Origin of the sequence: Desulfovibrio sp. 1188_IL3213 (assembly GCF_036763145.1) — a bacterium.
GTDB lineage: Bacteria > Desulfobacterota > Desulfovibrionia > Desulfovibrionales > Desulfovibrionaceae > Desulfovibrio.
In genome coordinates this window covers 1-972 of sequence record NZ_JBAIYR010000638.1, presented here as the reverse complement: position 1 = coordinate 972, position 972 = coordinate 1, and the positions used below count along the sequence as shown (strand labels likewise).

Genomic DNA, 972 nt, shown 5'->3' with positions numbered 1-972 from the left:
CCGGCCCGGCCTGCCGCGCGCCCTGGCCGCAGGTGGACGGCCTGTATCTGGGCGGGGGCTTTCCTGAAGACCATGCAGAAGCTTTAAGCCGTTCGCCACTGTTGGGGCAGCTTGCGGTGTGGGCGGAATTGGGCATGCCCATATATGCCGAATGCGGCGGTTTTATGGTGCTTTCACGCGGTATTGAGCGTCAGGGGGCGTTGTGGCCCATGAGCGGAATTTTGCCGGTAAGCGCTGTTTTTTGCCCAAAGCCGCAAGGGCTTGGCTATGTGCGCGGCAAGATTACGGGGGCCAACCCCTTCTTTGCTCCCGGCACGGATCTGCGCGGACACGAATTCCACTATTCGCGCTGCCGGTGGGAAGATACGGGCGACTGGAGCCGCAACAGCAGGCATGCGCGCTGGGTCATGCAACTGGACAAGGGGCAGGGCATGGGGCCGCCGCCCAATGCTCCGTTGCACCCGGATGCGGGCAAGGGCGGCCATGCGCCCACATCACTCAGGGTGGACGGACTTGTTTTTCGCAATGTATGGGCCTCCTATACCCATATTTTCGCCCCGGCCGCACCGGGTTGGGCCGAAAACTTCGTGAGCGCGGCCCGCAGTTTTGCGGTACGGAACCGGAGTGAACCATGAACAACGAAAAAGTTTCCATCATCATCCCGGCCTGGAATCTCTGGGACATGACAGCCGCCTGCCTGCGCTCCCTGGCCCGGCACACGCAAGGGGAAAATGTGGAAATAGTGGTGGTGGACAACGGCTCTGCCGACGCCACTGCCACCGAGTTGGAACCTTTGGGCCGCGCCTTGTGGGGCGCGGCTTTTTGTCCCTTGCGGCTGAATGAAAACGTGGGTTTTGCCGGAGGCTGCAATGCGGGGGCCAGGGCCGCTGGCGGCGATCTGCTGTTTTTTCTTAACAACGATACCACCATGACGTCGGGCTGGCTGCCGCCCCTGCGCGAGGCCCTTGGGCG

1 protein-coding gene and 1 pseudogene are annotated in these 972 nt (G+C 62.6%); both read left to right on the top strand.

The features are described 5' to 3' along the window. Window positions 1-635 (top strand): annotated as a pseudogene (locus tag V6C16_RS14205) (cobyrinic acid a,c-diamide synthase); the annotation flags it as partial. Next, window positions 632-972: glycosyltransferase family 2 protein (locus V6C16_RS14200; RefSeq protein WP_333543552.1), on the top strand; the 341-nt coding region annotated here is incomplete at its 3' end. The pseudogene V6C16_RS14205 and the gene V6C16_RS14200, both read left to right, overlap by 4 nt.